The sequence below is a fragment of the Tardiphaga sp. genome, from assembly GCF_044336785.1.
GTDB lineage: Bacteria > Pseudomonadota > Alphaproteobacteria > Rhizobiales > Xanthobacteraceae > Tardiphaga.
The window spans coordinates 83,354-108,924 of sequence record NZ_JBIIOT010000004.1; the positions used below are offsets into that span (position 1 = coordinate 83,354).

At 62.9% G+C, this 25,571-nt stretch carries 24 protein-coding genes and 1 tRNA gene; 10 read left to right on the forward strand and 15 right to left on the reverse strand.

What is annotated here, in order from left to right; genetic code table 11:
* Positions 1 to 43: 43 nt before the first annotated feature.
* Positions 44 to 1,447: a magnesium transporter gene (mgtE, locus tag ACIQ2A_RS02435; RefSeq protein ID WP_398475415.1), complete on the reverse strand. Its 1,404-nt coding sequence runs from the start codon at positions 1,445 to 1,447 to the stop codon at positions 44 to 46.
* A gap of 185 nt (positions 1,448 to 1,632) precedes the next feature.
* Here mgtE and ACIQ2A_RS02440 point away from each other — a divergent pair, with 185 nt between their 5' ends.
* Both ACIQ2A_RS02440 and ACIQ2A_RS02445 read left to right on the forward strand, forming a co-directional pair.
* The gene (locus tag ACIQ2A_RS02440; protein ID WP_398475368.1) at positions 1,633 to 2,409 is read left to right on the forward strand and encodes a polysaccharide deacetylase family protein; all 777 of its coding nucleotides are present in this window, start codon (positions 1,633 to 1,635) and stop codon (positions 2,407 to 2,409) included.
* 154 nt (positions 2,410 to 2,563) lie between these two features.
* Positions 2,564 to 3,766 carry a polysaccharide deacetylase family protein gene (locus ACIQ2A_RS02445; RefSeq protein ID WP_398475417.1) on the forward strand — a complete coding sequence of 401 codons (1,203 nt, stop codon included), beginning with the start codon at positions 2,564 to 2,566 and terminating at the stop codon, positions 3,764 to 3,766.
* 98 nt (positions 3,767 to 3,864) lie between these two features.
* Here the strand turns inward: ACIQ2A_RS02445 and ACIQ2A_RS02450 are convergent, their stop codons facing one another.
* Positions 3,865 to 4,239, reverse strand: a complete 375-nt coding sequence (locus tag ACIQ2A_RS02450) for a hypothetical protein (RefSeq protein ID WP_398475370.1) — start codon at positions 4,237 to 4,239, stop codon at positions 3,865 to 3,867.
* Between the two features lie 146 nt (positions 4,240 to 4,385).
* On the reverse strand, positions 4,386 to 5,543 hold the full coding sequence (locus ACIQ2A_RS02455) for a mechanosensitive ion channel family protein (RefSeq protein ID WP_398475372.1): 1,158 nt from the start codon (positions 5,541 to 5,543) through the stop codon (positions 4,386 to 4,388).
* A 239-nt stretch (positions 5,544 to 5,782) separates the two neighbouring features.
* On the opposite strand from ACIQ2A_RS02455, the gene ACIQ2A_RS02460 reads away from it, so the two are divergent.
* On the forward strand, positions 5,783 to 6,967 hold the full coding sequence (locus ACIQ2A_RS02460; RefSeq protein WP_398475374.1) for an MFS transporter: 1,185 nt from the start codon (positions 5,783 to 5,785) through the stop codon (positions 6,965 to 6,967).
* A gap of 45 nt (positions 6,968 to 7,012) precedes the next feature.
* Here ACIQ2A_RS02460 and ACIQ2A_RS02465 read toward each other — a convergent pair whose 3' ends face one another.
* The 3 genes from ACIQ2A_RS02465 to ACIQ2A_RS02475 all read right to left on the reverse strand — a co-directional run bounded on the left by ACIQ2A_RS02465 (position 7,013) and on the right by ACIQ2A_RS02475 (position 8,949).
* On the reverse strand, positions 7,013 to 8,344 hold the full coding sequence (locus tag ACIQ2A_RS02465) for a leucine-rich repeat-containing protein kinase family protein (protein ID WP_398475376.1): 1,332 nt from the start codon (positions 8,342 to 8,344) through the stop codon (positions 7,013 to 7,015).
* A 165-nt stretch (positions 8,345 to 8,509) separates the two neighbouring features.
* A tRNA-Leu gene (locus ACIQ2A_RS02470) sits at positions 8,510 to 8,594 on the reverse strand.
* Between the two features lie 112 nt (positions 8,595 to 8,706).
* Positions 8,707 to 8,949, reverse strand: coding sequence for a FliM/FliN family flagellar motor switch protein (locus ACIQ2A_RS02475; RefSeq protein ID WP_233025783.1), 243 nt, complete (start codon positions 8,947 to 8,949; stop codon positions 8,707 to 8,709).
* A gap of 84 nt (positions 8,950 to 9,033) precedes the next feature.
* Between ACIQ2A_RS02475 and lipB the strand changes: the two genes are divergently transcribed.
* The gene (gene lipB, locus ACIQ2A_RS02480) at positions 9,034 to 9,762 is read left to right on the forward strand and encodes a lipoyl(octanoyl) transferase LipB (protein ID WP_398475379.1); all 729 of its coding nucleotides are present in this window, start codon (positions 9,034 to 9,036) and stop codon (positions 9,760 to 9,762) included.
* Positions 9,763 to 9,903: 141 nt separating this feature from the next.
* Here the strand turns inward: lipB and ACIQ2A_RS02485 are convergent, their stop codons facing one another.
* The 3 genes from ACIQ2A_RS02485 to ACIQ2A_RS02495 are packed head-to-tail and all read right to left on the reverse strand — an operon-like array spanning position 9,904 to position 13,087.
* Complete coding sequence (locus ACIQ2A_RS02485; RefSeq protein ID WP_398475381.1) at positions 9,904 to 10,203, reverse strand: acylphosphatase; 300 nt, start codon at positions 10,201 to 10,203, stop codon at positions 9,904 to 9,906.
* Positions 10,203 to 11,072: an oxaloacetate decarboxylase gene (locus tag ACIQ2A_RS02490; RefSeq protein ID WP_398475383.1), complete on the reverse strand. Its 870-nt coding sequence runs from the start codon at positions 11,070 to 11,072 to the stop codon at positions 10,203 to 10,205. The genes ACIQ2A_RS02485 and ACIQ2A_RS02490 overlap by 1 nt, the downstream gene beginning before the upstream one ends.
* On the reverse strand, positions 11,069 to 13,087 hold the full coding sequence (locus ACIQ2A_RS02495; RefSeq protein ID WP_398475385.1) for an acetyl-CoA carboxylase biotin carboxylase subunit: 2,019 nt from the start codon (positions 13,085 to 13,087) through the stop codon (positions 11,069 to 11,071). The genes ACIQ2A_RS02490 and ACIQ2A_RS02495 overlap by 4 nt, the downstream gene beginning before the upstream one ends.
* 156 nt (positions 13,088 to 13,243) lie before the next feature.
* Between ACIQ2A_RS02495 and ACIQ2A_RS02500 the strand changes: the two genes are divergently transcribed.
* Entirely contained in the window at positions 13,244 to 15,079 is a 1,836-nt protein-coding gene (locus tag ACIQ2A_RS02500; RefSeq protein WP_398475387.1) for an alkaline phosphatase family protein, read from the forward strand.
* Positions 15,080 to 15,143: 64 nt separating this feature from the next.
* Here ACIQ2A_RS02500 and ACIQ2A_RS02505 read toward each other — a convergent pair whose 3' ends face one another.
* Positions 15,144 to 15,716, reverse strand: coding sequence for a hypothetical protein (locus tag ACIQ2A_RS02505; protein WP_398475389.1), 573 nt, complete (start codon positions 15,714 to 15,716; stop codon positions 15,144 to 15,146).
* Positions 15,717 to 16,106: 390 nt separating this feature from the next.
* On the opposite strand from ACIQ2A_RS02505, the gene ACIQ2A_RS02510 reads away from it, so the two are divergent.
* Positions 16,107 to 16,766, forward strand: a complete 660-nt coding sequence (locus ACIQ2A_RS02510; protein WP_398475391.1) for a peroxiredoxin — start codon at positions 16,107 to 16,109, stop codon at positions 16,764 to 16,766.
* Positions 16,767 to 16,938: 172 nt separating this feature from the next.
* Here ACIQ2A_RS02510 and ACIQ2A_RS02515 read toward each other — a convergent pair whose 3' ends face one another.
* The gene (locus ACIQ2A_RS02515; RefSeq protein ID WP_398475393.1) at positions 16,939 to 17,340 is read right to left on the reverse strand and encodes a DUF2177 family protein; all 402 of its coding nucleotides are present in this window, start codon (positions 17,338 to 17,340) and stop codon (positions 16,939 to 16,941) included.
* Positions 17,341 to 17,459: 119 nt separating this feature from the next.
* On the opposite strand from ACIQ2A_RS02515, the gene ACIQ2A_RS02520 reads away from it, so the two are divergent.
* Positions 17,460 to 18,917 (forward strand): cryptochrome/photolyase family protein, encoded by a 1,458-nt coding sequence (locus tag ACIQ2A_RS02520; RefSeq protein WP_398475395.1) that lies wholly within the window; start codon positions 17,460 to 17,462, stop codon positions 18,915 to 18,917.
* Between the two features lie 75 nt (positions 18,918 to 18,992).
* Entirely contained in the window at positions 18,993 to 19,385 is a 393-nt protein-coding gene (locus tag ACIQ2A_RS02525) for a hypothetical protein (protein WP_398470780.1), read from the forward strand.
* A gap of 217 nt (positions 19,386 to 19,602) precedes the next feature.
* On the opposite strand, the gene ACIQ2A_RS02530 is transcribed toward ACIQ2A_RS02525, so the two are convergent.
* Positions 19,603 to 20,478 (reverse strand): DMT family transporter, encoded by an 876-nt coding sequence (locus ACIQ2A_RS02530; RefSeq protein ID WP_398475398.1) that lies wholly within the window; start codon positions 20,476 to 20,478, stop codon positions 19,603 to 19,605.
* Positions 20,479 to 20,586: 108 nt separating this feature from the next.
* On the opposite strand from ACIQ2A_RS02530, the gene ACIQ2A_RS02535 reads away from it, so the two are divergent.
* Positions 20,587 to 21,714, forward strand: coding sequence for an S-(hydroxymethyl)glutathione dehydrogenase/class III alcohol dehydrogenase (locus tag ACIQ2A_RS02535; RefSeq protein ID WP_398475400.1), 1,128 nt, complete (start codon positions 20,587 to 20,589; stop codon positions 21,712 to 21,714).
* 186 nt (positions 21,715 to 21,900) lie between these two features.
* On the opposite strand, the gene ACIQ2A_RS02540 is transcribed toward ACIQ2A_RS02535, so the two are convergent.
* Complete coding sequence (locus tag ACIQ2A_RS02540; protein ID WP_398475402.1) at positions 21,901 to 22,917, reverse strand: bile acid:sodium symporter family protein; 1,017 nt, start codon at positions 22,915 to 22,917, stop codon at positions 21,901 to 21,903.
* Between the two features lie 98 nt (positions 22,918 to 23,015).
* Here ACIQ2A_RS02540 and ACIQ2A_RS02545 point away from each other — a divergent pair, with 98 nt between their 5' ends.
* The gene (locus tag ACIQ2A_RS02545) at positions 23,016 to 23,879 is read left to right on the forward strand and encodes a LysR family transcriptional regulator (protein ID WP_398475404.1); all 864 of its coding nucleotides are present in this window, start codon (positions 23,016 to 23,018) and stop codon (positions 23,877 to 23,879) included.
* 129 nt (positions 23,880 to 24,008) lie between these two features.
* Here ACIQ2A_RS02545 and ACIQ2A_RS02550 read toward each other — a convergent pair whose 3' ends face one another.
* Both ACIQ2A_RS02550 and ACIQ2A_RS02555 read right to left on the reverse strand, forming a co-directional pair.
* The gene (locus ACIQ2A_RS02550) at positions 24,009 to 24,374 is read right to left on the reverse strand and encodes a Zn-ribbon domain-containing OB-fold protein (RefSeq protein WP_398475406.1); all 366 of its coding nucleotides are present in this window, start codon (positions 24,372 to 24,374) and stop codon (positions 24,009 to 24,011) included.
* Positions 24,371 to 25,507 carry a thiolase family protein gene (locus tag ACIQ2A_RS02555; RefSeq protein WP_398475408.1) on the reverse strand — a complete coding sequence of 379 codons (1,137 nt, stop codon included), beginning with the start codon at positions 25,505 to 25,507 and terminating at the stop codon, positions 24,371 to 24,373. Before ACIQ2A_RS02555 ends, ACIQ2A_RS02550 begins: the two co-directional genes overlap by 4 nt.
* Positions 25,508 to 25,571: the final 64 nt, after the last annotated feature.

Here is a 25,571-nt window from a genome sequence, read left to right on the forward strand (position 1 = left end):
GGCGATGGTCGGGCAATACCGTTAAGGAGGAATGAAGGGCTGACTACTTCAGCCCGAACCACAGCGTCGCGATACCGAGAAACGAGAAGAAGCCGACCACGTCGGTCACTGTCGTCACGAAGGTGCCCGAGGCCACCGCCGGGTCGGCCTTTACGCGGTCCAGCGCCATCGGGATGAGGATGCCACCAAGGGCGCCGGCGACGAGATTGGTGATCATCGCAAGCGCAATGACGATGCCCAGACCCGGCGTCTTGAACCACAGATAGGCGGCAATGCCGGTGATGAGCGCGAAGGCGATGCCATTCATCAGGCCGACCAGCGCCTCACGCGTGATGATGCGGACGGCATTATTGGGATTGAGCTGACGCGTCGCCAGCGCGCGGACGGCCACCGTCATGGTCTGGGTCGCGGCATTGCCTCCCTGGCTCGCCACGATCGGCGCCAGTACGGCGAGCGCCACCATCTGCTCGAGCTGGCCCTCGAACAGGCCGAGCACCGACGATGCCAGGAAGGCCGTCGCCAGATTGATCAGCAGCCACATGAAACGGGCGCGGGCAATGGTGAGGAAGTTATCCGACAGTTCTTCGTCGGAGGTCACGCCACCCAGCGCCTTGACCTCCTCGTCGGCCTCCTCCTCGATCACGTCCACCACGTCGTCGATGGTGATGACGCCGACGAGACGGTTTTCCGGATCGACCACCGGCACCGAGACCAGATTGTATTTGCCAAACAGGTGCGCGACATCACTCTGGTCATCGAGCACCGAGACCCTGCGGCGGTCCTCGTCGATCAGGTCGGCCAGCGGCACGGGACGGCGGGCGCGCAGCAGCGTGTCGAGGGACACGGCGCCCTGCCAGCGCTGGTCGGCGTCCACCGCATAGATTTCGTAGAAACGCTCCGGCAGGTCCGGTGTCTCGCGCATATAGTCGATGGCCTGGCCGACATTCCAGTCCGGCGGAACGGCGATGAAATCGGTCTGCATCCGCCGACCGGCGGAGTCCTCCGGAAAGGTCAGGCTGCGCTCGATCGCGACGCGTTCGGACAGCGGCAGCTTTTCGAGGATCTCGTCCTGGACGTCCTCATCGACGCCTTCGAGAAGCTCGACCGCATCGTCGGAATCGAGGTCGCGGACGCCCTCGGCGACCGTCTCCGGCTCCAGTTCCTCGAGCAATTCCTCGCGAACGGAGTCATCCACCTCGTTCAGCGCGGAGAAGTCGAAATCGGCCTTGGTCAGCTCGATCAGCCGGACGCGCTCGTCGGGCTCCAGCGCCTCGATGAGGTCACCCAGATCGGCCTCATGCAGTTCGCCGACGATCTCGCACAGGAACACCGTGTCCGCCGACTGAACCGCCCGCGAGATCGCCTCGACGAATTCAGGACGGATGTTTCCCTCGCCATCGCGCATCGGCATTTGGTCGAGGATCGAGGGGTCCGAAACGGCTGTCATGGCGAGCTCGACGTCGTCAGTCATGTCGGACCTCGCCTGACCCATGTGGAATGCGAATGGCGCAGTTTCGGCGGAAATGCGCTATTCCAACCGAAAGCATGCGTTCTTGTCTGGCAAGTGCCAGTGCCGGGCGCTGGATGCAATCGGAAATATCGGGCCCACGGAATCGTCGGCAGGAAAGTGAATTGATCGTGTTGAAGCTTGCCCTGGCTGCGCTGATTGCCTCGACGATTGCGGCACATGCCGACAACTGCCCCACGCCAAACGCCCTCGGGACGGCGCGTGTGCTGGCAGTCGATCCAAAAGCCTATCCGCGCGTCGGCACCCAGAGCTTCCCGGAAACGCTGCCACTGCAGGACCGCGAGGTCGTGCTGACCTTCGACGACGGACCCAACCCGCCGACCACCTCGAAAATCCTGGCGGCACTCGCCAAGGAATGCGTCCGCGCGACCTTCTTCATGATCGGCCAGAGTGCCGCCGCGCATCCGCAACTGGTGAAGCGGATGGCTGCCGAGGGGCATACGATCGCGCATCACACTTTTGCGCATGCGGACCTGAAAAAGGTCAGCCATGAAAAGGCCGTCGAGCAGATCGACCGCGGCATCTCCGCGGACGAAATGGCCCTCAACGGCAAGGCGACCACGGTGCCGACGACGCCATTCTTCCGCTTTCCCTATTTCGAATCGACACCAGCGCTGCTCGATATGCTGCAGTCTCGCCGGATCGCGGTGTTCGGGGCCGATTTCTGGGCCAGCGACTGGAACCCGATGACACCGCAGCAGCAGCTCGACCTGATCACCAGCCGGGTCAAGGCGGCCGGCAAGGGCATTATCCTGTTCCATGACACCAAGGGCCAGACCGCCGCGATGCTGCCCGATTTCCTGCGCTATCTCAGGGACAACAATTACAAGGTCGTGCATATCGTACCGCCGACCGCTGGCCCCCGCCCCGCCTCTCAATAGGCACAGATCGAACGATCCGGCCGGCAGCCGCTCATAGTTAACAATGCCTTTACGGCCGCGCCGGTAATTTCCGGACGAAACAGACCGGAAGATTGATTGCGTGATTGATCGAGCGAAGACTGGACAGAGGGCACGACAGGTGCCGTATCTCGGCATGCTCACGGGTCTGACGCTGCTGTCGGCCGCGCCCGCATTCGCCGATACCTGCAACAATCCTGATGCGCTCGGCACCTCGCGCACCATCGTGGTCGATCCCCGCGAATATCCGCGTATCGGCACGATGCAATACGCCAACACCCTGCCGCTGCGCGACAAGGAAGTCGTGCTGACCTTCGACGACGGCCCGATCCCGAAATATTCGAACCAGATCCTCGACATCCTCGCAGCCGAATGCGTGAAGGCCACCTTCTTCGTGGTCGGCCGGATGGCGAAGGAGTTTCCGGATGGCGTGCGCAAGCTGATCCGGCAGGGCCACAGCGTCGGCACCCATAGCGAAAATCATCCGCTCAGCATGAACCGGATGCCGATCGAACAGGCGCAGCAGGAGATCGAGGAAGGCATCGCCAACACCAAGGCGGCGCTCGGCGACGAGACACAGCTCTCGCCATTCTTCCGCATTCCCGGCCTGCTGCGTGCCAGCGTGGTCGAGGACTACTTAGCCTCACGCGGCATCCAGACCTGGAGCGCGGATTTCCCGGCCGACGACTGGCGCCACGTCTCATCGCAAACGGTGCATAATCTCGCACTGTCGCGCCTGAAGGCGAAGGGCAAAGGCATCCTGCTGCTGCACGACATCCAGCCGCGCACCGTGGCTGCCCTGCCCGGCATTCTCCGCGACCTCAAGGCCGGCGGCTATCGCATCGTGCATGTGGAAGCGGCGACGCCCGACAAGCCGAAGACGCCAACGGTGCCGCAGGACTGGCAGTTGCATCCGGTCTCCGAGACCGTCGCCATCAGGCATTGGCACAAGATTCCGCGCTTTGCCTTCGCACATCTCGACATGCTGCCGGCACCGGAGATCACAACCTCCGACCAGATGCTGTCGCTTACGGAGAATTTCGAGCACATCCGCCGGCCACGCGGCACGACACCCCTGCCCGCACAGGCACCATGGCCACGCGTCGCGAGCATTCCGGCGATGACGGCGATCGATGCACTGCCGGTACCGGGAGAATCCCTGTTCGACATCGCCGAGCGGCGCAACAAGCCCATCAAGGCGCTGGTGCGGCTGCCGCATCACGCCGAGAATGACGACATCGCGCGGCTGATCTCACGCGATGCAAACGCAGCCAAGCAGACCATTCCAGGCGCGATCCCGCCGGGACTGTCGCCCACGGCAGCGGCTGCGCCGCGCTAGCGCGTCGCCTGCATGAAGCACAGCGTAACGCCGGGACCGGCCGTGTAACGGAAACGCCGGTCCCCGGATTGCGCTTCGCTTCATCCGGGCTACGCGCTTTAGTCCGTCACGATCTTGGCGATGCACAGCACCGCAATGATGGCGAGGAAGAACAGGTCGATATAGGCCTTCATCTCGCCGGCCTGACGCTGATTGACCACATCGCTGACGGTCGCCTTGCGATTGGCGACGGCGGACGGACCTTCTCCGGCAAGCCCACCGAGACGCCGGGTTTCCAGCTCGAGCTTCTGGATCGCCTTGAAGAACACGAAGCTCCGCAAGGCCGAAATCGCCCGCATGCCCGCATAGGCCAGCACGAGGCCTGCAATGATGGCGCGCTGCTGATAGGTCCCGATGAAATTCAGGCTGAAATAAACCAGCGCCAGAAACGCGAAATTGGCAGCGGCGCGATAGATATAGCTCAGATATTTCATGGGGGGCTCCGGACGACCGATGCGCCGCGCGATCATCGCGTGCCGGGGTCGCGGCGGCACTGCTAACGGTAGATCGTTACGGGAGCACTAAACCAGAATGACAACTGCGACGGAATAAGCGATTTCGCTGTTGTTTCGAGATGGCCTCAGCGCGGCACGGCCGGCCGTCCGAACGACGACCTGCTCGATCCCTCCGCACGCCTGCCGGCCTGCGCAGGCACAAGCGTCACGGCATCATGGTCAGGCGTCTCGAGATAAGCGCGCTGATGCGGCAAGGCTTCGGGCATCTGCTCCTGCAGAAACGCCAGCAGTTTTTCGCGGATCTCGCAGCGCAGGTCCCATGACTGCGGCGCGTTGCGGGCACTCACCAGCGCGCGCAATTCAATCGTCTGCGGATGGCTATCGACCACCTGCAGATTGACCACCGCGCCATCCCACAATTCGGTTTCCTTGACCGCCTGTTCGAGATGCTTGCGGATGCGCGGCACATCGGCGCCGTAGTCCACATGCAGCTTGATGGTGCCGATCAGCGACGCCGCATCGCGGGTCCAGTTCTGGAACGGCTTTTCGATGAAATAGGACAGCGGCACGACCAGGCGCCGCCAATCCCACAGCCGCACGACCACATAGGTCGAGGCGATGTCCTCGATCCAGCCCCACTCGTTCTCGATGATGACCGCATCCTCGATGCGGATCGGCTGGGTGATCGCGATCTGGACGCCGGCGATGAGATTGCTGAGCAATGGACGCGCAGCAAGACCAACGATCAGGCCGGCGGCACCGGCCGAGGCGAACAGGCTGACGCCATATTGGCGGACGGATTCGAACGTCATCAGCGCGGTCGAGACCGCGATGATGGTGATCAGGATATCCAGCACCCGCTTGAAAACGCGCACCTGGGTGACGTATTTGCGGGCACGATAATTCTCGTCGATATCGATCTCGTGGCGTTCGAGATAGCGGGTGGCGGCGAGATCGACGGCGCGCATCGACAGCCATCCCACCAGCGCAATGGTCGCGACCACGAAGAACTGCGCGAGCCGCTGCCGCGCCCCCTCATCAAACGGCGCCAGCGGCAGCACCAGCGCGACGGCCAGCAGGCAGAGCGCGAGCCGCGCCGGCCCGGTGGTGCGGTTGAGAAACGTCACGCCGAAAGAGCGTTGGCCCACAGCTCGGCGCGCCAGCAGCATCGCCGTCTTGTGGACCGCCAGCGCCACGACGATTGCCAGCATGATCAGCCCGAGCCCCGCCATCCAGGCGGGAACCCAGCCGAACAGACGCTCGAATGTGTCGATCAGATCCATATGCATTCCGGTTTGGAACCCCGTCCGCGGCAACGCGGGGCGCACCGGGTGGTGCCAGCGGTAAATGCAGTGCAGCATCTCGCTCCATGCAATGCACACAACCCGCCGCTTGACTCGCAGGCGGCTGCCGACATACGTGCTGGCCTCACAGGGGATCGCCCCTGTCGTAAGCGTTAACGTCAATCAACGTGCTCGGATGCGGTCCGCATTGCGCGGCCGCTGCAAAGAAGCACGTCGATATGAATCAGAACGCCCCTCTCCGCGCCAAGCCTGCGCCGCTGGCGCCCCATGACCGCAACAGCCTGCTGCGGCATGTTGCTATCGTGTTTTTCGGCTTCCTCTCGGTCGGCCTGCCGCTGCCGCCGATTGCGCTCTATCTGCATGATCAGCTCGGTTTCGGCGCAAGCGTCATTGGCTTCGCCATCGGCCTGCAATCCGTCGTCACCGTGCTCACGCGGCATCGGGCCGGTACGTTGTGCGATCATCGCGGCGCGCGTTCGGTGATCCGCTTCGGCCTTCCGCTCGGAGTCGCCGCCGGCCTGTTCTACCTCACCGCAGCGCTGCTGCCGGTGCCTGCGATCGCCAAGCTCGCCTTGCTGCTGGTCGGCCGCGTCGCGCTCGGTTTTGGCGAAAGCCTGTTCATCACCGGCGCCATGAGCTGGAGCATCGGTCGGCTCGGCCCCCACCGCACCGGCCTTGTGATGTCATGGCAGGGCATCGCGATGTATGCCGCCATCGGCTTCGGCGCCCCGCTGGGCCTCGCCATCTACAGCAGCGTCGGCTTTGCCGGCGTGGCGATCACCGCAGCGATATCACCGTTGATCGCACTCGCCATTGCCGCCACGATTCCCGATGTGCCGGTCAGCGGCAGCGTCGAGCGTACGCCGTTCTACAAGGTGATCGGCCTGATCTGGCGTCCGGGCACGATCCTGTTTCTGTCCACGATCCCGTTTGCGGGACTCACCAGCTTCCTCGCTCTCACTTATGCGGCCCGCGGCTGGTCCGGCGCCGGCACCGCGCTGGCATTGTTCTCCACCGGCTATATCGCCGTGCGGCTGATCGGCAGCCATTGGCCGGACCGGTTCGGCGGGACGCGCGTCGCTGTCGTGTCGCTGGTGATCGAGGCCAGCGGTCAGGTCATGATCTGGCTCGCGCAGGATTCATGGATGGCGCTGGCCGGCGCACTCGTCACCGGCATCGGTTTCTCGCTGATCTTCCCCGCCATGGGCGTCGAGGCAACCCGCCGCGTCCCGATCGAACAGCGCGGCCGGGCGGTGGCGAATTTCATCGCGTTCTTCGATCTGGCCATCGGCGTGACGGCGCCGGCGGTCGGCTATGCGGCTGGCTTGTTCGGTTACGGGTCGGCATTTCTGATCGGTGCGGTGGCAGCGATGGGCGCGCTGCTGCTGGCGGCGCGCAGCTAAGTCTTCGAAACCGCTGCGAAGGTCCTCTGGGAGTCGCGGTCGATGCTAGCTTGCGCTCGCGCCTGCCAATCGCCGATCGATCTCACTGAACGATGGGCGTTGCGCGGGCGCGTCGGACAGGCAATCTGACTGCAAACCTCGCAGCAGCGCAAGCCGATGGCTGTTCTCATCGACATCGACGAATCGCTCGATCAATTCTTCCAGCAGGCAGCCAAAGGCCCTGACCTCAATTCGTTCGAGGCCTTTCGCATGCGCTCCGCCGCGCTCGTAAAACGACGCAGCGCCGAAATCGCCGAGCAAGACCTGCCCGCAGCCGTCATGAAGCGTGTTATGGGCGTACAGGTCGCCATGCATGATGCCCTGCTCATGCAGATGGCGTGCAAGCGAGGAGACGCCTGATGCCATTCGCAATACCGCCGGGAGACTGAAACGCGTATCCGCGGGATAGACATCGCGCGTGCAGGTTTCGAAACTCGGCGGGCCCGCGAGACTGCAGAATTCGGGCCCGATCAGCTCCATCACAAGCCCGCTTGTGCCGCCGGGATGTCCCGCAACGCGTCCATTCAACGCAATGAGATTTGGATGCAATCCCGTAGCCATCGACGCTGCGAGTTCGGACTCTGGCGTGCCGTCGCTCGTCATCGTTCCCTTGAACAACTTGACGGCAACAGTCCGGTCAACCTTGTCAGCATCGCGAAGACGCGCCCGGTGAATGACACCGGAGGCACCCTGCCCCAACACATCATCGATGTGCAGATCGGCCCAATGAATATCGCGCACGACGGAGCCGGCAACAGCTGCTGCCTCAATGCCTGCAGTGAAGGGATTGCCTGAATAAGCCAGCCAGGACAGGCGCGGCAATGCCAGAAGGAATTCAGGAAACGCCTGCAGCCGATTGGCAGACAGGCGGATCAATTCAAGCCGACGACACCTCGCCAACGTCTCTGGAAGGCTCGCAAGTTGGTTACCAGCGAGCATCAGCTTCTGCAGCTGGCTGCAGTCGCCAATCTCAGCCGGCAGCGATCTCACCTTGTTGTTCGTCAGGATGAGCCAGCGCAGCTTGGCCGTCAGAGCGCGCGGAGATACATCAACGATCTGATTGGCCTTGAATCCGATCATGCTCAATTCAGGACAGTCGCCGAGAACATCCGGTAGTTCGGTAAAGCGATTGTCGGAACAGAACAGGATCTGCAGCTTCCGCAGCCGGCCAAAATCGCTCGGCAAAGCCGAGAGGGCATTTCCAGACAGATCGAGGATTTCGAGGCTATCGGCGAGATCAAAAATCTCCGCCGGAAACGTCTCCAGCCCGCAAGACAACCGGAGGCGCTTGATGCCGGACAAAGCACCGGAACACAGCTGTTCCATCGTGTGCATCATTGGAATCTAACACCTTTATTCAGATCCGCCCTCTTACTGTGGACGGGCGCCGCAAGGCGAGCGGCCGAAACGCTGGCAAGAGCGGTCAATCGCCTCGCGCGCAAAGCTTGCATCCACCTATAAAAAAACCCCGCAAACCATTACGGCTGCAGGGTTTTTTTGAATTGGTGCGCTCGAAAGGACTCGAACCTTCACCCTGTTACGGACTGCCACCTCAAGGCAGCGCGTCTACCAATTCCGCCACGAGCGCTGGAAAAGACCGGCGGGCAAATCGCCCGGCCGGATCAACCGGCGCCGATGTAACAAACCTATGATGGGGGCACAAGGCCTGAACCGCGTTCCCCATCGCCCTGTGGGGAAAATTATCTGCGCTCCGGAGAGCGCGGCAGCATCTGCTTGACCTCGACAGCAATGCGGTTGCGATCGACCATGACCGAACCGGAGGCAACTGGCAGGTTATTGGCGAGAATCTTCACCTCGTCCTGCTCGGTGGCGTCGAGCTCGATGATGGCGCCGCGGCTGAGGCGCATCACCTGATGTACAGGCATAGTGGTGGTGCCGAGCACCACCATGATATCTACGGAAATATTGTCGAGGGTTGGCACGTCGGCCCCACAGTCACAGATAAAGGACCCTGCGCGCCCGCGCGTCAGGACTGAGCCTGAGAACAGCACGCTTATGGTTAGCCAATGGTTAATGACCGCCAAGCCCTCGATCTGACACCGTTTTCCCGCGGTGCCGCCGGCCCTCCCGTGGAATGGCGGATCGAGGATGCCCCGATTCCCTATCCCGAGGCGGTCGCCGCCATGGAAGCGCGGGTGGCCGCCATCGCCAATGGCGAGGCGCCGGAGCTGGTCTGGCTGCTGGAACATCCGCCGCTTTATACGTCTGGAACATCGGGCAAGGACGACGACCTGCTCGACGCCCGATTCCCGGTTTTCGAGACCGGTCGCGGCGGCCAGATCACCTATCACGGGCCCGGCCAGCGCGTGGCCTATGTGATGCTCGACTTGAAAGCGCGGCGGCCGGATGTCCGCGCCTATGTGGCAGCGCTGGAGGACATGATCATCCGCACCCTCGCCGCGTTCAACGTAAAGGGCGAGCGGCGCGAGGATCGCGTCGGCGTATGGGTTGCGCGGCCTGACAAGGGTGCGGGTTTTGAAGACAAGATCGCGGCGATCGGCGTGCGATTGAAGCGCTGGGTCTCGTTCCACGGCATCGCCATCAATGTGGAACCGGACCTCGGCCACTTCGATGCGATCGTGCCCTGCGGTGTGGTCGATCCGCGCTACGGTGTGACGAGCTTGGTCGATCTCGGCCTGCCTGTCACGATGACGGATGTGGACGTCGCGCTGAAGACCGCATTTGGCGAGGTGTTCGGCGAGATGCACGACATCGACACCGCAGCGATCGCCTGACAGCCCACTCCGCCCTCATGGTGAGGGGGCGCGATAGCGCCGTCTCGAGCCATGAATGGCGTACGTCAGCGCTCGCGGCCATCCTTCGAGACGCCGCTCCGCGGCTCCTTAGGATGAGGGTGGAGTATGTTGGGTTCGTAATCAGATCGTCGACAGCTGCGAAAATGTCTCTCGCGGATCGCGCAGCGCCAGCATGTCGGCCGTGGCATCACTCGCCACCACATTGTCCACGCGTGCCGGCGGCGGCCCGCGATGACAGGCCTCGATCAGCTCCGCGACAAGCTCGGCAGGCCCGGCGAACACCGCCTCGACGCTGCCGTCGCGGCGGTTGCGCACCCAACCGTGCAGGCCGAGCATGATGGCCTGATCGCCGGTCCAGGCACGGTAGCCAACGCCCTGCACCCGCCCCGTGACGATCACATGGCGGATGACGATGGCCATTATTTCTTCAGCCCGAGATAATCAACGCCGCGCTGCTTGACGACAGCACCGCGGGTGACATTTTCCATCAGCTCAGCGGAAGCGAGATTCTTCAGCTCCTTCGGCCCTGCCCCCTCGCGCACGGCCTTCAGTGTCGCATGCACCGCGGCCATCGCAGCCGAGATCGGTGCATGGCCCTGAATGCAGACGCGGACGCGCTGGGCGCTGAGGAAATCCCAATCGATCATGTCGTCGCTGGGCGTGCCGAGCACGATCGGCAATGTCGTCGCCACACTCGCGGCCTGCAGCTCAGCGCGGTTCTTGAGGCCGGTGAACATGATCGCATCAACGCCGGCAGCCTCATAGGACTTTGCGCGCGCGATCGCATCATCGACTGACGTGATCGAGGCGGCACCGGTGCGACCGACGATAACCAGCGCCGGATCCTGACGCGCGCCCAGCGCGGCCTTGACCTTGCCGAGCCCCTCGTCCGCCGAGATCACCTGCGCCTTGGCCTCACCGTAGGCGGCGGGCAGCAGCGTATCCTCGATGGTGAGACCACCGGCGCCGGCGGCTTCCAGCTCCTCCACCGAGCGGCGGACATTGAGCGCATTGCCATAGCCGTGATCGGCATCGACCAGCACCGGCAGTGAGCCGGCGCGTGACATCCGCCGCATCTGCTCGGTGAGTTCGGACAGCGTGATCAGCGCAATGTCGGGATCGCCGAGGATGGCGAGCGACGCCGCCGATCCCCCGAACATGCCGACCTCGAAGCCGAGGTCTTCAGCGATACGCACCGAGATCGCATCATAGACCGATCCCGGCCGCACGCAGCGATCGCCGGCCAGGATGGCCCGCAATCCGTAACGGCGTTGCCGGAACGTGGTCACGCGAATTCAAGAATGAGCGCGTCCACCGCCAGCGTTGCGCCAGCAGCGGCATGGATCTTCTTGACGGTGCCGTCGCGTTCGGCACGCAGCACGTTCTGCATCTTCATCGCCTCCACCACGGCAAGGGTCTCGCCGGCTTTGACTTCCTGGCCTTCGGTCACCGCAATCGAAACCACGAGGCCCGGCATCGGACAGAGCAGCTTCTTGCCGGTATCCGCCTTGACGCCGATCGGCATCAGGCGCGCGGCAGCGGCTTCGGCCTCGGTGTAGACATTCACCGCGACCTCATAGCCCTGATGCGCGATGCGGATGCCCGAGGCCTGCGGGCGCACCTGCATGGCGACGTGATGACCATCGATCTTGCCATCCCAGACCGGCACGCCGGGCTTCCACGACGACACCACGTGATGCACGGCGCCGGCTTTGCCATCGGCATTGATGAAGGCCACCGTCGTCGCATCGCCGTCGCGCGCGACATCCAGCAGCACTTCCTCGCGCTCGAGCCAGACGGCACGACGACCGGCGCGCACCACCGGGCGGCCGATCATCTGGCCGGAGATCTGACGCTTGCGCTCGCCATAGACAGCATCGACGGCGGCAGCCACCGCCGCGATGCGGCGGGCGACATCGCCTTCCGGCGCCTTGGCGGCAAAGCCGTTCGGGAATTCCTCGGCGATGAAGCCGGTGGAGATATTGCCGCTGCGCCAGCGCGGATGGACCATCAGCGCTGACAGGAACGGGATGTTGTGGCGGATGCCGTCCACATAGAAGGCATCGAGCGCATTGGCCTGTGCATCGATCGCCGCCGCGCGCGATGGTGCATGCGTGACGAGCTTGGCGATCATCGGATCGTAATAGATCGAGATCTCGCCGCCCTCCTGCACACCGGTGTCGTTACGCACGGTGACGCCGCCTTCCATATGGCTCTCGGCCGGCGGGCGATACTTCACCAGGCGCCCGATGGATGGCAGGAAGTTACGGAACGGATCTTCCGCATAGACACGGGATTCCACCGCCCAGCCGGTAAGCGTGACGTCCTTCTGCGCCAGCGCCAACTTTTCGCCGGCCGCCACGCGGATCATCTGCTCGACGAGATCGACGCCGGTGACGAGTTCGGTCACCGGATGCTCGACCTGCAGGCGGGTGTTCATTTCCAGGAAGTAGAAGCTCTTGTCCTGCCCGGCGACGAATTCGACGGTGCCAGCCGAGTCGTAATTCACGGCCTTGGCGAGTGCCACAGCCTGCTCGCCCATCTTGCGGCGCGTGGCTTCGTCCAGCAGCGGCGACGGCGCTTCCTCGATGACCTTCTGGTTGCGGCGCTGGATCGAACATTCGCGCTCGCCGAGATAGATCACATTCCCATGCTTGTCGCCGAGCACCTGGATCTCGATGTGGCGGGGATCGACAATGAATTTCTCGATGAAGACGCGGTCGTCGCCGAACGAGGCTTTCGCTTCCGCCTTGGCGAGGTTGAAACCTTCGGCGACTTCGGAGGTCGAATGCGCAATGCGCATGCCCTTGCCGCCGCCGCCGGCCGAGGCCTTGATCATCACGGGATAGCCGATCTCGTCGGCGATCTTCACGGCGTGCTTGTCATCCTCGATGACACCGAGATGGCCGGGGACGGTCGAGACCTTGGCCGCTGCGGCCGCCTTCTTGGATTCGATCTTGTCGCCCATGGCCGCGATGGCGCCGGGGTTCGGACCGATGAAAACAATGCCAGCCGCTTCTAGCGCGCGCGGGAATGCCTCGCGCTCGGACAGGAAGCCATAGCCGGGATGCACGGCCTCCGCGCCGGTCGCCTTGCAGGCCTCCACGATCTTCTCGATCAGCAGATAGCTTTCGGCGGCGGCCGGCGGCCCGATGAAGACGGCCTCATCGGCCATCTCGACATGGAGCGCGTCGCGATCCGCCTCGGAATAAACGGCGACCGTCTTGATACCCATCTTGCGGGCGGTCTTGATGACGCGGCAGGCGATCTCGCCGCGATTGGCGATCAGAATCTTTTTGAACATGAGCTGTCTTGCTTGCAACCTTGAGGCGGGATCGGGAAGATGAAACCGGCGGTACAATGTGACATGGCGCCGCATCCGTAACAATTCTGTCGCGGACGAAATCTAAAAAAGAGGCCCGGTCGCGATCGACCGAAATGTCCTGAAGCGAGGTGTTTCATGCGCGGCGCTGCCACCATCCTCTCCCTGAGTGTCTCTCTTATCTGTGCGACAACGGTGTTCGCCCAAAACAGTCCGCCCCGCAACCTCATTTTGTTCGTACCTGATGGGCTCCGGGCGCTGAAGGTGACGCCAGAAACGGCACCTGCCATGTCCGCGGTGCGGGATAAGGGCGTCAATTTCAGGAATTCGCATTCGCTGTTTCCGACCTTCACCATGGCCAATGCCTCGGGCATGGCCTCCGGCCACTATCTCGGCGACAGCGGCGTGTTCTCCAACTCGATCTATACGGGGCATCCGACCCCGGTGCAGAACGGCAGCACCATCCCCTTCATCGAGCACGACCAGGTGCTCGGCGATCTCGATGAACAGTTCAACGGCGACTATCTGAACGAGGAAACGCTGCTGAAGGCCGCGCGCAAGGCGGGCTTCTCGACGGCCGCCATCGGCAAGGTCGGCCCGACCCTGATGTTCGATCACACCGAACGCACCGGCAAGGAGACGATCACCATCGACGACCAGACCGGCGGCGTCGACAAGGCCGGCAAGCTGCTCGGCATTCCGCTCTCGGACGAGATGAAGGACGCGCTCGGCAAAGCCGGCTTCGCGCTTGAAACGCCCGGCCGCGGCGACAATGGCAAGGCCGGCGATGCCAAAACGCCTGGCACCACCGAAGCCAACGTCAAGCAGCAGGCTTACATGGCCGATGTCGCGACCAAAGTGGTCCTGCCGATGTTCAAGGCCCGCAACAAGCCGTTCGTGCTGGTGTTCTGGTCGCGCGATCCCGATGGCACTCAGCACAATCAGGGCGACAGCCTCAACAAGGTGACGCCAGGGATCAACGGCCCCTCCTCGCTCGCCTCGATCAAGAATGCCGACGATAATCTCGCGCAGTTGCGCAAGGCGCTCGACGATCTCGGCCTCGCGGCGAATACCAACATCATGATCTCGGCGGATCACGGCTTCTCGACGATCTCGAAGGAGAGCAAGACCTCGGCGACCATCAAGGGCACCTATCCCGACACGCCGGAAGGCTTTTTGCCGCTCGGCTTCCTGGCCATCGATCTCGCCAAATCGCTCGACCTGCCGCTGTTCGACCCGAACGACAAGTTCGCGGCCGTCGGCGACAACGCCTATCCGAAGGCCGGCAATGCTTACATCGGTAAGGATAAAGACAAACCGGATCTGATTGTCGCCACCAATGGCGGCTCCGACCTGATCTACCTGCCGACCAAGGACAAGGCACTGGCTGCGAAGACCGTGAAAGCGTTGCTGAAGCAGGATTATATCAGCGGCATCTTCGTCTCCGATGAACTGGGCTCGCCCCCCGGCACGTTGCCGCTGTCAGCGATCAATCTGTCCGGCAAGGCGGTCACGCCGCATCCGGCCATCGCCGTCTCGTTCCGCTCCTATTCCACCGGCTGCGATCAACCCGCGGCCTGTCAGGTCGAGATTGCGGACACCGTGCTGCGTCAGGGCCAGGGCATGCATGGCAGTTTCGGGCGCGGTGACACGCACAACTTCATGGCGGCGATCGGCCCGGACTTCAAAGCCGGCTTCGTCAATCCGCTTCCCGTGAGCAATGCCGATACAGGCATCACCGCCGCTTACCTGCTCGGCCTCAAGCGCGAAGCCAGGGGCAAGCTGATCGGCCGCGTGATGACCGAAGCGATGCCGAACGGCAAGACACCGAAGGTGACCTCGGAGACCACGCGTTCGAAGCCCGACGACCAGGGCCTGCGTACCGTTCTCGTGTGGCAGAAGGTCGGAGAGCAACGCTATTTCGACGTCGCCGGGTTCCCCGGCCGCACGGTCGGACTGGACGCGAAGAAGTAACGCACCAAACAAGAAACGGCGGGGCAATGCCGCGCCGTTTTCGTATGCGAAACTGCAATCCGGCTTACATGCCGATGTCGAACACGGCTGGCAGCTGCGCGAGCGGCAATGTCGCAGCGCCAACAACGGCGGCGAGCAGCGTCATGATAGTGGCATTGCTGACGCGCTTGGCGCGCATCTGCGACGCGATCCATTCCAGCACTTCGACATTCACACCCACCGCCTTGGTTGGCGCCCAGCTGTCGATGGAGACGTCGGGCGACAGCGCAACATCGCGTGGCGGCACCGGCAGGCCCGACGCCGACGCCGCGTGATGTACCACGGCCTTGGCGAACAGATCGTCGAAGCGACCGTCATCGCTGCGCTCGCGCGCGGCCTCGTTGATCGCAAACAGCGCCTCGGCTTCGTCGCGGCTGACCGGCTGGCTCGTGAGCGCCGATGCACCGAGAATGCGCGCGCACCAGGCGGCGTCATCCGCGTCGAGCGCGCGGGAGAAATGAATGCGTCCCCCGGCGGTCGGGCCTTCGCCGGTGATGACACCGTCGCGGACGACGGTGAGAGCCTGGGCCGCGGCGCGGCGGTCGGCGATGGACATTTCGAGGGCGCCGAATACCTCGGCAACGGCAGCGGTGGACATTTCAAACTCTTCTATTTGCAGTGCTTTTCGGGATACCTAGGAAATCCCACGAGCGAATTAACGAGCGGTTAAGAGACGGGATAGGCACTTTTCTTATCCCCAACCGTTGCAGTTCAGTCGCGGTCGGGCGCCACTTGGTTCGACCAGATGTGGCGATCACCTCCGGCGGCATTGCGCCCGGCGAGCGGCAACTTCGCGGCATCTGATCACTTGATATTGCCGACGCCATTGTGTCGCAGAGGGCTTGCGTGAAAGGCGATGCTCCTGGGCGCACCGATGAAGGAAGGATCTTGTCCTTTTTGCGTACCGGTTCCAATCGTGACCCCATCTCCCTATAATCAGACCACGCACGCATTCGCGCGATCCCTTCCCAGGACATGAGGTCGATCCATGGCTCTACAGATCAATTCCGTTGCTCCGGACTTCGAAGCCGAAACCACCCAGGGCACCATCAAATTCCATGACTGGATCGGCGACAGCTGGGCGCTGCTGTTTTCGCATCCGAAGGATTTCACCCCGGTCTGCACCACCGAGCTCGGCGCCCTCGCCCGCCTGCAGGGCGAGTTCGACAAGCGGAACGTGAAGCTGATCGGTCTCTCGGTCGATCCCGTGCACAAGCATGCGCTGTGGGCCGCCGACATCAACGAGACCCAGGGCGCCGAGCCGAAATTCCCGATGATCGGCGACACCGAACTGAAGGTGTCCAAGCTCTACAACATGCTGCCGGCCGACGCCTCCGGCGGCGCCGATGGCCGCACCGCCAATGACAACGCCACCGTACGCAACGTCTTCGTCATCGGGCCGGACAAGAAGATCAAGCTGATCCTCGTCTATCCCATGACCACCGGCCGTAACTTCCAGGAAATCCTGCGCGTCATCGACAGCCTGCAGCTCACCGCCAAGCATCGCGTGGCGACGCCGGCGGACTGGAGCCAGGGCCAGGACGTCATCATCGCCGGCTCCGTCACCAATGACGAGGCGAAGACGATCTATCCGGCCGGCTGGAAAGAACCGAAGCCTTACATCCGCATCGTGCCGCAGCCGAAGTAACGCTGCGAACGACTTGCAGAAACGAAAAGGCGCCGCGAGATGATCGCGGCGCCTTTTTTTTGCGATGGACGTCGGATGGGTTGAGCGAAGCGAAAACCCATCATTCCGTCGATGCGGCAGCCTCCGCTGATGGGTTATCACTCCGGCGCTCCGCGCCGCCGTTCAACCCATCCTACGTTCGCGGCGCCAGCCAATTCGTAATGATCAGCCCCAGCGTCCCCGCCGTTGCGGTGACGAACGTCCCCCAGGCGATATCGATGACGACCACCGGCCAGGTCCAGTGCTTGAGCAGCGACAGCGAGGTCAGCTCGAAGGTCGCGTAGCAGAAGAAGCCGAACAGCGCGCCATAGATCAGCGTCGAGCGCCACGTCGCATCCGCCGATGCGCTGACGAAGATCAGGATGCCGACGATGTAGAGACAATAGAACAGGACGGCCGGCGCCAGGCGAACGTCGCCCAGCATGTCGCCAACCTGCGACTGGAAGAAACCTTTGGCGATGAGCCCGAGGAAGAGCAGATCGAGCGGCAGCATGACGATGAAGGTCGCCAGATAGAGAATCACATTGCGCTTCACGTCGGTCTCCGGTCGGTTGCATGATGACTACGAAGAAATACGCATCAGCACGCGCAAGGTTGCAAGCCGCGGTATCAGAGACTGGATCGATCGCGCCACATCCGTGTTAGATCGGTGACATGACCGATCAAGCCCCCATCATCGTCTGGTTTCGCGACGACCTTCGCCTTTCGGATCACCCGGCCCTCCATGCTGCAACGAGGTCTGGCGCGCCGGTGCTCTGTCTCTATTTGCTCGACGAGCAGAGTAGGCAGATCAAAGCACCACAGGCCCGGCCGATGGGTGGCGCCACGCGCTGGTGGCTGGCGCAGTCGCTGCGTGCGCTCTCCGACAGGATCGAAGCCATCGGCGGGACGCTGGTGCTGCGCCAGGGCGCCGCGGCGAAGGTGATCCCTTCCATCGCGCGCGAGATCAATGCGAGCCACGTCTACTGGAACGAGATCGCACAGGCGCCGCATCTCGCCATCGCCGATGAGGTCACAGAAGCGCTTGCCGATCTCGATATCGGCACCGAGAGCTTTCCGGGCGACCTGCTGGCGCATCCGAACACCATTCGCATGAAGGAAGGTCGCGGACTGCGGGTCTTCACGCCGTTCTTCAAGCGCATCCTCGCGATGGGTGGCCCGGCAAAGCCCGTGCCTGCGCCGAAGAAGCTGATCGCCGCACCAAAAGTGAAGAGCGACAAGCTCGATGACTGGAAGCTCGAGCCGAGCAAACCAGACTGGGCCGGCGGTCTGCGCGAAAGCTGGACGCCTGGTGAAGCTGCGGCGCACAAACATCTCAAGCGCTTCCTCAAGGACATCCAGGGCTATGCAGGCGATCGCGATCGCCCTGACCGCGACGGGACGTCGCGCCTCTCTCCACATCTGCGCTTCGGCGAGATCAGCCCCAGGCAAGTCTGGCACGCTGCGCAATTCACCGCGGATGAAGATCCGAAGCTCGCGAGCGACGTCGGCAAATTCCTCAGCGAGCTTGGCTGGCGCGACTTCTGCCGGCATCTGCTGTTCGATATTCCCGATCTTGCTGCCCGCAATCTGCAGGAATCCTTCGACGACTTCCCCTGGAAGACCGATCGCAAGGCATTGAAGGCGTGGCAGCGTGGCCTGACCGGCTATCCCGTCGTCGATGCCGGCATGCGCGAGCTCTGGCACACCGGCGTGATGCACAATCGCGTGCGGATGGTGGTCGCATCCTTCCTCGTGAAGCATCTCTTGATCGACTGGCGCCATGGCGAAGCGTGGTTCTGGGATACGCTTGTGGACGCGGACAGCGGCAGCAATCCTGCCAACTGGCAGTGGGTCGCGGGCTCCGGCGCCGATGCTGCGCCCTACTTCCGCGTCTTCAATCCGATCCTGCAGGGCGAGAAGTTCGATCCCGACGGCGACTACGTTCGCAAATGGGTTCCAGAGCTTAATAACTTGTCAGCAAAACTCGTTCATCAACCGTGGACGGCAACACCGATGGAGCTGAAGGAAGCAGGTATCAAACTCGGCAGCGACTATCCGATGCCGATCATCGACCACAAGGAAGGTCGCGATCGTGCGTTAAAAGCGTATAAGACGATACGAAGTAGTTGACGGCATATCGCATGCACTTCAACACACCGCCGAATCGGACTAACGTGGCAAAGTCGATAACCGCTGGGGGATGCTATGACTGACGACACTCCGATCATCGAACAAGTGACGGATGCGCTGAGCAGCGCCGCCGGTGCGACCAAAGAAGCGGCCACCTCGGTGGTCGAAACAGTTACCAAGGCCGCGAAGAAAGTTGCGAAGAAAGCGACTCCGGCCAAGAAGAAGTCCACCAAGAAAGCTTCTGCGAAGAAATCCTCTTCAAAGAAGGCAACCAAGAAAGCGAGACCACCAATGGCTAAGAAAGCTGCTAAGAAGACCGTGAAGAAGGCCGCCAAGAAGACCGTCAAGAAGGCCGCCGCCAAGAAGACCGTGAAGAAGGCTGCCGCCAAGAAGACCGTGAAGAAGGCTGCCAAGAAGACCGTCAAGAAGGTCGCCAAGAAGGCCAAGAAGGCTGCCAAGAAGAAGTAATCCTTCTTCCTCGCAGATGTGAAAGCCTCCGGGTCCAAGTCCGGAGGCTTTTTCATGTCTTGGGGATGAACGAGATGCGACGACCTCTCAGCGGTCGTCCCCGCGCAGGCGGGGACCCATAGACACCGACAGCGAAATCGCAATGACATAGTCGTAGCGATCGCGTTTCCATCAGATCGACAGCGGGTATGGGTCCCCGCCTTCGCGGGGACGACAGCTAGGCCTTCGCGCGATTGACCAGCAGCACCGCTGCGCCACAGGCCACCATGCCCACGATCGCCACCGCATCCAGCTTCTCGCCGAACAGCACGTAGGCCATCAGAGCGGTCACTGCCGGCACCAGAGAGAACAGGCTCGCCACCTGGCTCGAGGCCTGACGGCGCAGCAGCCAGTACAGCAATCCGACGGTGCCGATCGACAGCACGATCGCCAGCCACGCCACCGACAGCACGAATTCCGTGGTCCAGTGGATCACCCGCGTCTCGAACAGGAACGCGCCGATGCCGAGCATCACCATGGCAGCGGATTGCTGGATGAAGCTCCCGGCCCGCCAATCGGTGCCGCCGCAGAAGCGCTTCTGATAGAGCGTACCGATGGTGATGGTGACCAATGAGAGCCCCGATGCGGCCCAGCCCCAGCCGGCATTGCCCGACATCGGACGGCCATGCAGCACCAGCAGCACGCCGCCGAGACCCAGCACGAGCCCGCCCCATTGCAGCGGCGTCACGCGCTCGCCGAGAAAGCGGCTGGCCAGGATCGAGGTGAGGATCGGCTGCAGGCCGGGGATGATCGCCGACAGGCCGACCGGCACCTGATGCGCGATCGCCAGCACCGTGCCGGCAAGATAGAGCCCCTGCACCAGAAGGCCGGCGACGATATTGTGGCCGATGCCGGCGCGATCCGGCCAGGCCGGCCGCGTGAGCAGGACGATGACGCCCATGATCGATGCCGCCACGATCATCCGCACCGTCAGATAGGTCAGCGGCTCGGCGCCGTTGAGGACATATTTTGTGCCGATGAAGCCGGTGCTCCAGAGCAGCACGAACAGCACGGGCGTGGCCGCGGCCATGAGGGCATTTGTCTCTTTATTCATGGGCTGCTCAGTGCCCCATCATGTGCTAAGCGGCAATGGCTGATTGCGCGGGCCAGCCCGGCTGCGATCACAAGACAGATACTTGTTTGACCACATAAGGAATTCGCCATGGATGTTCGCGCCGCTGTCGCCATTGCCGCCGGCAAGCCGCTTGAGATCACCACCGTCCAGCTCGATGGCCCGCGCGATGGCGAGGTGCTGGTGGAGATCAAGGCCACCGGCATCTGCCACACTGACGAGTTCACGCTGTCGGGTGCCGATCCCGAAGGTCTCTTCCCCGCCATCCTCGGCCATGAAGGCGCGGGCATCGTGCGCGAGGTCGGCCGCGGCGTCACCTCGGTGAAGCCCGGCGACCATGTCATTCCGCTCTACACACCGGAGTGCCGCCAGTGCCCGTCGTGCCTGTCGCGCAAAACCAATCTCTGCACCGCGATCCGCTCGACCCAGGGCCAGGGCATGATGCCCGACGGCACCTCGCGCTTCTCGCTCGAGGGCAAGCCGGTGCACCACTATATGGGCACCTCGACCTTCGCCAATTACACGGTGCTGCCGGAGATCGCGGTGGCGAAAATCCGTGAGGACGCGCCGTTCGACAAGGTCTGTTACATCGGCTGCGGCGTCACCACCGGCGTCGGCGCGGTGTTCAACACTGCGAAGGTCGAGCAAGGCGCCAAGGCCATCGTGTTCGGTCTCGGCGGCATCGGCCTCAACGTGCTGCAGGGCCTGCGCCTTGCCGGCGCCGACATGATCATCGGCGTCGACATCAACAATGACCGCAAGGCCTGGGGCGAGCGCTTCGGCATGACGCATTTCGTCAATCCGAAGGAACTCGGTAAGGACCTGGTCCCTCACCTCATCGACATGACCAAGCAGGGTGCCGACCAGATCGGCGGCGCCGATTACACCTTTGACTGCACGGGCAATGTCACCGTGATGCGGCAGGCGCTCGAATCCTGCCATCGCGGCTGGGGCCAGTCGATCGTGATCGGCGTGGCGCCGTCGGGTGCGGAGATCGCCACGCGGCCGTTCCAGCTGGTGACGGGCCGCGTGTGGAAGGGCACGGCGTTCGGCGGCGCGCGCGGCCGCACCGATGTGCCGAAGATCGTCGACTGGTACATGCAGGGCAAGATCCAGATCGACCCGATGATCACCCATGTGATGCCGCTCAGCGATATCAATAAGGGATTTGATCTGATGAAGTCGGGTGAATCGATCCGTGGCGTTGTGACGTTCTGATCGCTTGCTTGTCCCTCCCGCAAGCGGCGCAGCCGCACCGTGGGGAGGGTGGATCGAACGCGTAGCGTTCGAGGCGGGTGGGGCGTCTCCACAAGCTCTACGTCACGTGGGGCCTCCACCCCGGCCTTCGGCCGACCCTCCCCACTGCGCCGCTTTGCGGCTTGAGGGAGGGTTAAAACAAAGCACTCACGTCGATAGCATCGCGCCCTCTTCCGCGATGCCATCCTCATCCCGGCGCTTCGCATAGCGCCGCGCCAGGATCGCGCAGACGAACAGCTGCGCCTGATGAAACAGCATGATCGGCAGCACGATCAAGCCCAGCGCGTGACCGGGAAACAGGATCGCAGCCATCGGAATGCCGCTCGCCATGCTCTTCTTCGAGCCGCAAAAAACGATGGCAATCTCGTCCTCGGTCGAGAAACCCATCCAGCGGCTGGCCAGCATCGTGGTGACGATCACCAGTGCCAGCACCGCCAGATCGGTGGCAAGAACTGCGGCAAGACTGCCGACAGACAGCTGCCCCCAGATGCCCTCGACCATGCCGGCGCTGAATGCGGCATATACAATCAGCAGAACCGAGCCGCGATCAACAGTTGAGGTGAGACGCGCATGGCGCAGCAACCATGCACCGACCCACGGCCGGATCAGCTGGCCGACGACAAAAGGTGCCACGATCTGCGCCGCGATCTCCTCGAACGCGACCAGCGAAAAACCTCCGCCAGCCGATGAGAGCAGCAGCGACACCAGAACCGGCGTGAGCGCGACGCCGAGCAGATTGGACACCGATGCACTGCATAGCGCCGCCGGCACATTGCCCCGCGCGATCGAGGTGAAGGCAATCGACGACTGCACGGTTGAGGGCAACAGGCACATAAAGAGAATGCCGGTCACGAGATCGGCCGGCAGATACGGACGCAGCGCCAGACTCGCGACGACGCCGACCAGCGGAAACAGCAGATAGGTGCTGGAGAACACCATGGACTGCAACCGCCAGTGCAGCAGCCCCTCCTTCACCGCCGTCGGCGACAAGCGTGCACCATAAAGCAGGAACAGGAGCGCCACCGCCGCGGTCACGGCGTGATCGACATAGGCAGCGGCCTCCCCGCGCGTAGGAAAAACGGCAGCCAGTGCAACCGTGGCCATCAAACACACCAGAAATGCATCGATCGGTAGTTTGATATGGCGGAGTGAAGAGGAAGTCATGGCGATGGACCTTCGTTTGATGGTCCAGATCTAAAATCATCCGCCTTGATACAAAATCCCCATAACAACGATATCAGTCATCATGTATTGTGATGATCATGGATTACGTACCCGTCGATCTCCTGCAGACCTTCGTGGCGGTGACCGATGCCGGCAGCTTCACCGGTGCGGCCCGCATGCTGGGCCTGCAGCAATCCACCGTCAGCCAGCACATTCGCCGTCTCGAAGAGCAGACCGGCCGTCGCCTGTTCGACCGCAGCACCCACAGGGTCGCGCTGACACCGGATGGCGACATTCTGCTCGATCACGCCCGCTCCATTCTGGAGCGCTACGCTCATCTTGAGCAGCATCTGTCGGCGGCACCACTCCGTGGCCGGTTACGCTTCGGCGCATCGGAAGACTTTGTGTTGTCGGCGCTGCCGAACGTGCTCGCCGCTTTCGCGCGTCGTCATCCCGAACTCGATATCGAACTGCATTCCGGCTTGAGCGAGGATCTGCGCACCTCGTTCGATGCGGGCCGCCTCGATCTGGCGCTGGTGAAGCAGCGTGCCGGTGACAGTCGCGGCAGGATTGCCTGGAAAGAACCGATCGAATGGATGGCACATCCCGAATTCAGGCTCGATCCCGACGTTCCCCTGCCGCTAATCCTCTATCCACCGCCAAGCATCACGCGCGTCGGCGTGCTGGAGACTCTCGAAGCGGCGGGACGGCGGTGGCGCATTGCCTTCACCAGCGCCAATGTGTCCGGCCTGACTGCGGCTGCACGTGCCGGTATCGGCCTGTTGCCGCATTCCGTGCGCTTGATGCCTCCGGGTTTGACGATCCTGTCGTCGCGCGACGGCTTGCCAAAACTGCCCGATATTCAGTTCGCAGTGATCACGCCGGACCACCCGCCGCCCGCGGTCGAAGCACTCGCTGCGACCATCATCAACTGGGCGGGGCCGCGCGATCGCCAAGGTTAGGCCCGTAGGATGGGTTGAGCGAAGGCGCGGCAGCGCCGGAGCGATAACCCATCGGCGGAGCTTGCGGCAATCGACGGAATGATGGGTTTTCGCTACGCTCAACCCATCCTACGGCCCCGCGCTTTTGGCTTACGAAGACTTTTCGAAGAACGGAACGATGCGACCGGTGAATTGCGCATACCGCGCCTTCACCTTGTCGCCGATAACGAGATCATTGGCGCCGTGGGCCATCATGCGAAAACCCTCGGCGGTGTCGATCAGCACGATATTGTACGGCACATGCTCGCGCGCTTCCGGCGTGCCCGCGCGGAGAACTAGCGACGTCGCATAGACGGTGCCCTCGCCGCTCGACACGTTATCATCGAGATCGGTCGAACCACAGGCGGCGCAAAAACTGCGGCGGAAATACTGGATCGCATTGCAGGCGCGACAGGACTGGAAGCTGATGTCTTCCGTGCCCATGGTCCAGTCGGCAGCGGGTTTGAGACTGCTCATGACACGCGCTCCAGGAACATCGAGACATGCGAGGACAACACGCCGCCATCGCCATGCAGCAGCGCGACCGAAGCATCCTTGACCTGACGGTTCTTGGCCCGGCCGGTCATCTGCAGATGCGTCTCGACCAGATGCGCCATGGCACCACCGACGCCGCAATGGCCGTAGGAGAGCAACCCGCCATGGGTGTTGAGCGGCATCGCGCCGTGCTGGCCGAAATGGCCATCGCGGACCTTTGCGGCAGCCTCGCCGCGGCCGGCAAGGCCGAGATCTTCCAGCAGCATCGCCAGCGTGATGGTGAAGCTGTCATAGACCGCCGCATAGCGGACATCGGAGATGGCGATGCCGGTTGCCTGCTTCGCGCGTGCAATCGCGAGCTCGGCGCCGAGGCCGGAGAGTGGAGGCGCAGCGGTGATGTGCTGATGCGTATGCGCCTGTGCGGCGCCGCGCACGCGGATTTTTTGATCGGATGTCGGCTCGTAGCTGACCACGAAAGCCGCGCCGCCGTCGGACACCGGACAGCAATCGAGCAGCTTGAGCGGCGTCGCGATGGTCTTCGACGCCATCACATCGGCGACCGTGATGGGATCGTGAAACTGCGCGCCGGGATGGGTCAGCGCATGCTTGCGCATCAACACCGCGAATTCGGCGAGGTCTTCCTGCGTCACGCCATATTCGTGCATGTAGCGATTGGCGACGAGGCCGTAATAGGCCGGGATGGTCGGCCCAAGCGGCACTTCATAGGTGGGATGGCCGACCTGCGCCAGCGCCTGGATCGAGGCATCGCGACTCTGACCCGTGAGCCGGTTCTCACCGCCGACGACGAGGACATTCCTGGCGACACCGCCCTCCACGAGCTGATGCGCGAGCATCGCCATCGCCATGCCGGTGGCGCCTCCGACCTGGATCGCATGGGCGTAGGACGGGGTGATGCCAAAGTGTTCGGCGAACACGGTGGCTAGCATGATATGCGGCATGGTCGTGGAATAGCCGCACAGGAAGCCATCGATATCGGCGCGCTTGAGGCCCGCGTCAGCGAGCGCGAGCTCGGCGGCGCGGGACATCAGGTCGATGGTCGATGAGCCTTCATGCTTGCCGTAACGAAGAAGGCCGACGCCCGTGATGTAGCTCATGCTGAGAGGCTCTCCATCGATGCCGCGCACGTTGTATGTTCCCTCCCCCCACCGGGGGGAGGGT

What these genes read in the sequence shown, in the direction of transcription:
- mgtE (WP_398475415.1), bottom strand. Translation starts at nt 1,447, where the DNA reads ATGACAGCCGTTTCGGACCCCTCGATCCTCGACCAAATGCCGATGCGC.
- ACIQ2A_RS02445 (WP_398475417.1), top strand. Translation starts at nt 2,564, where the DNA reads ATGCTCACGGGTCTGACGCTGCTGTCGGCCGCGCCCGCATTCGCCGAT.
- ACIQ2A_RS02450 (WP_398475370.1), bottom strand. Translation starts at nt 4,239, where the DNA reads ATGAAATATCTGAGCTATATCTATCGCGCCGCTGCCAATTTCGCGTTT.
- ACIQ2A_RS02455 (WP_398475372.1), bottom strand. Translation starts at nt 5,543, where the DNA reads ATGGATCTGATCGACACATTCGAGCGTCTGTTCGGCTGGGTTCCCGCC.
- ACIQ2A_RS02460 (WP_398475374.1), top strand. Translation starts at nt 5,783, where the DNA reads ATGAATCAGAACGCCCCTCTCCGCGCCAAGCCTGCGCCGCTGGCGCCC.
- ACIQ2A_RS02465 (WP_398475376.1), bottom strand. Translation starts at nt 8,344, where the DNA reads ATGATGCACACGATGGAACAGCTGTGTTCCGGTGCTTTGTCCGGCATC.
- lipB (WP_398475379.1), top strand. Translation starts at nt 9,034, where the DNA reads ATGGTTAATGACCGCCAAGCCCTCGATCTGACACCGTTTTCCCGCGGT.
- ACIQ2A_RS02485 (WP_398475381.1), bottom strand. Translation starts at nt 10,203, where the DNA reads ATGGCCATCGTCATCCGCCATGTGATCGTCACGGGGCGGGTGCAGGGC.
- ACIQ2A_RS02495 (WP_398475385.1), bottom strand. Translation starts at nt 13,087, where the DNA reads ATGTTCAAAAAGATTCTGATCGCCAATCGCGGCGAGATCGCCTGCCGC.
- ACIQ2A_RS02500 (WP_398475387.1), top strand. Translation starts at nt 13,244, where the DNA reads ATGCGCGGCGCTGCCACCATCCTCTCCCTGAGTGTCTCTCTTATCTGT.
- ACIQ2A_RS02505 (WP_398475389.1), bottom strand. Translation starts at nt 15,716, where the DNA reads ATGTCCACCGCTGCCGTTGCCGAGGTATTCGGCGCCCTCGAAATGTCC.
- ACIQ2A_RS02510 (WP_398475391.1), top strand. Translation starts at nt 16,107, where the DNA reads ATGGCTCTACAGATCAATTCCGTTGCTCCGGACTTCGAAGCCGAAACC.
- ACIQ2A_RS02520 (WP_398475395.1), top strand. Translation starts at nt 17,460, where the DNA reads ATGACCGATCAAGCCCCCATCATCGTCTGGTTTCGCGACGACCTTCGC.
- ACIQ2A_RS02525 (WP_398470780.1), top strand. Translation starts at nt 18,993, where the DNA reads ATGACTGACGACACTCCGATCATCGAACAAGTGACGGATGCGCTGAGC.
- ACIQ2A_RS02530 (WP_398475398.1), bottom strand. Translation starts at nt 20,478, where the DNA reads ATGAATAAAGAGACAAATGCCCTCATGGCCGCGGCCACGCCCGTGCTG.
- ACIQ2A_RS02535 (WP_398475400.1), top strand. Translation starts at nt 20,587, where the DNA reads ATGGATGTTCGCGCCGCTGTCGCCATTGCCGCCGGCAAGCCGCTTGAG.
- ACIQ2A_RS02540 (WP_398475402.1), bottom strand. Translation starts at nt 22,917, where the DNA reads ATGACTTCCTCTTCACTCCGCCATATCAAACTACCGATCGATGCATTT.
- ACIQ2A_RS02545 (WP_398475404.1), top strand. Translation starts at nt 23,016, where the DNA reads ATGGATTACGTACCCGTCGATCTCCTGCAGACCTTCGTGGCGGTGACC.
- ACIQ2A_RS02550 (WP_398475406.1), bottom strand. Translation starts at nt 24,374, where the DNA reads ATGAGCAGTCTCAAACCCGCTGCCGACTGGACCATGGGCACGGAAGAC.
- ACIQ2A_RS02555 (WP_398475408.1), bottom strand. Translation starts at nt 25,507, where the DNA reads ATGAGCTACATCACGGGCGTCGGCCTTCTTCGTTACGGCAAGCATGAA.